The sequence below is a fragment of the Allobosea massiliensis genome (assembly GCF_042655245.1).
In the GTDB taxonomy this organism is placed as follows: Bacteria; Pseudomonadota; Alphaproteobacteria; order Rhizobiales; family Beijerinckiaceae; genus Allobosea; species Allobosea massiliensis.
The window spans coordinates 1-2,579 of record NZ_JBHSLU010000086.1 but is presented as its reverse complement, the minus strand read 5'-3'; the positions used below and the strand labels follow the sequence as shown (position 1 = coordinate 2,579).

Annotated in this window: 3 protein-coding genes; all 3 read right to left on the bottom strand. The window is 65.9% G+C overall.

Features of this window, described 5'->3' with window-relative positions:
- Positions 1–77: 77 nt before the first annotated feature.
- Genes tnpC through tnpA form a run of 3 tightly spaced genes read right to left on the bottom strand, consistent with a single transcriptional unit; the run spans position 78 to position 2,521 of the window.
- The gene (tnpC, locus tag ACFPN9_RS24285; RefSeq protein WP_377817789.1) at positions 78–1,727 is read right to left on the bottom strand and encodes an IS66 family transposase; all 1,650 of its coding nucleotides are present in this window, start codon (positions 1,725–1,727) and stop codon (positions 78–80) included.
- A 48-nt stretch (positions 1,728–1,775) separates the two neighbouring features.
- Positions 1,776–2,123 (bottom strand): IS66 family insertion sequence element accessory protein TnpB, encoded by a 348-nt coding sequence (tnpB, locus tag ACFPN9_RS24280; RefSeq protein ID WP_297257085.1) that lies wholly within the window; start codon positions 2,121–2,123, stop codon positions 1,776–1,778.
- Positions 2,120–2,521 carry an IS66-like element accessory protein TnpA gene (gene tnpA, locus ACFPN9_RS24275; protein ID WP_377817788.1) on the bottom strand — a complete coding sequence of 134 codons (402 nt, stop codon included), beginning with the start codon at positions 2,519–2,521 and terminating at the stop codon, positions 2,120–2,122. The genes tnpB and tnpA overlap by 4 nt, the downstream gene beginning before the upstream one ends.
- Between the last annotated feature and the right edge of the window lie 58 nt (positions 2,522–2,579).

Here is a 2,579-nt window from a genome sequence, read left to right as displayed (position 1 = left end):
GTACGCATACGAGGAAGGCCGCGTGATCGAAGCCTTCGCGCGAGCGTAGCGGGCTCTATGATGAGGTTAGTTGAAGTTCAGGCGGCTTGCTGATCGACGATCGTGTCGGCCTGGCGCAGGTGCTTCCACTCCCAGGGCAGCAGTTCGTGCAGACGTGAGGCCGGCAGATCAGCGATGCGGGCCAGGATGTCGGCGAGCCAGGCTTTCGGATCGATGTCGTTGAGGCGGGCGGTGGTGATGAGCGTGAGCATGACGGCGGCGCGGTCGGCGCCGCGCTGGGAACCGGCGAAGGTCCAGTTGCGCCGTCCAAGGGCGATGCCGCGGAGCGCTCTCTCCGCAGCATTGTTGGAGAGACAGATCCTGCCGTCGTCGAGGAAGCGAGCGAAGTCGGCCCAGCGCCGGAGCATGTAGTTCATCGGCTTCAGGACCTCGGCGGAGCGCGAGAGGGTTTCGCGCTCGCGCAGCAGCCAGGCCTGCATCTCATCGAGAAGCGGCTTGCTTTTCTCCTGGCGTACGGCCCGCCGCTCCTCGGCACTGCGGCCGTTGATGACGCGCTCGATCTCGAACAGCGCGTCGAGGCGCCTGACCGCCTCCAGGGCTATCGGGGAGACCGGCTTGCCCTTCACACCGTCGCGGGCCTTTTTGGCGATGTCGGCCAGCTCGAAGAAGCCGCGCCGCGCATGGGCGAAGCAAAAGGCCGGCGTGATCGGCTGTTCCTTCCGCTGCGGGTCGAACAGCGGCTCGAAGCCTCCGTAACAGTCGCACTGCAGGATGCCGGCAAACCCGGCCAGATGCGTCTGCGGATGCTCGCCGCGGCGATCGCCTGAAGCGTAATAGACCGCCGCCGGCGGCGCGGGGCCGGCGAAGGGGCCGTCATCGCGTACATAGGTCCATATGCGCCCGGTCGCGCATTTGCCCTTCGCCAGGATCGGCACCGTCGTGTCGTCGCCGTGAAGGCGCTCGGCCGCGAGGACGTGGGCCTCGATCACGTCGAAGAGCGGCTTCAGGGCGAAGGTTCCATGGCCGACCTGGTCGGCCAGCGTCGACAGCGGCAGATCGATCCCCTCGGCCTTGAAGCGCGCGCTCTGGCGGTTCAGCGGGATGTGCTGCCCGAACTTGTCGAAGACGATCGTCGCCAGCAACTGCGGACCAATGAAGCCGCGTGGCGTCGCGTGGAACGGCGCCGGCGGCTGGCTGACCTTCCCGCAATCGCGGCAGGTGAACTTTTCGCGTACCGTCTCGATCAGCTTGAAGCGCCGCGGGATCTCCTCCAGCGTCTCGGTCACGTCCTCGCCCAGCTTCGACAGCCGCGAGCCGCCGCAGCAGGTGCAAGCGGTGGGAGGATCGATCACGATCCGCTCGCGCTTGATGTCCTCCGGCCAGGGCTTGCGCACCGGCCGCTTGCGCGTGAAGGCGCGTACGTTCCCGCTCTTCGTCGCCGCAGCCTGCGCGGCAAGCTCGTCCTCGCTCGCCGCAATCACGAGCTCGTCGAGCTGAAGCTCCATCTGCTCGATCAGCCGCGCCGTGCGTTCGGAACGCTGGCCGTATTTCTCGCGCTTCAGCTTCTCGATCATCAGCTGCAGATGCGCGATCAGCGCCTCGGTATCCGAGAGTTTCGCCCGCGCGCTGGCGGCTGCCGCCTCGGCTTGCAGCCGCGCCTCGCGCTCGGACCGCAGCGCCGCCAGGGCACCCGCGAGGTCCGAAGGAAGATCGTCTGGCGTCACCATCACGATCCAAGTGAATCAGATTTCGCCTGCGATTTCAAAGGCCAAATGCTATCCAACCCGCGTCGGGCGCCAGGTTTCCTGCGGATTTCGCCAGTCGATCCCGGACAGTAGATAGCCCATCTGCGCGGGCGTGATCGCCACGACGCCATCTGCCGGTGATGGCCACAGGAACCGCCCGCGTTCCAGCCGTTTCGTGAACAGGCAGGCGCCCTGGCCGTCATGCCAGATTACCTTCAAAAGATCGCCTCGACGCCCACGGAAGCAGAACAGATGCCCGCTCAGCGGATCACGGCGCAGCACTTCCTGCACCTGCAGCGATAGGCCCGGGAAGCCCCGGCGCATGTCCGTATAGCCCGTCGCCAGCCAGACCCGCACGCCCGTTGGAACCGGGATCACGCAAGCCGCTCCAGCGCTTGCACGATCCGGATCAGAGCCTCGACGTCGACATCGCGTTCCACGATCAGGCGTCGCCCGTTCGCACTTACCACCTCAATGCGCCCAGCCGTGCCTGACACCGGCGTTCCGCTCGTCGCGGCCATCTCCGGCACGATCACAGCTGGAACAAAGCCTCCGGCGGCTTCGCCTCCAAGGCGGCCTTCGCGCCATGCGCGCCGCCAAAGGTGCAGAAGCTGGTTCGAAATGCCGTGTCGACGCGCTGTCGCCGAAACAAGACGTGGCCCGGAATAGCTCTCCTCGACGATCCGAAGCTTGGTTGCGTCAGGCCAGCGGCGGCGCCGACCCATCTCAACGATTTCCAGACGCGTAACCGCATGACTATCAATATGGCTATCCATATCGACAGTCAGCTACCGCCTCTTGATCAGCGCAAGATGGCCCTCCTCGGAGGCGTAC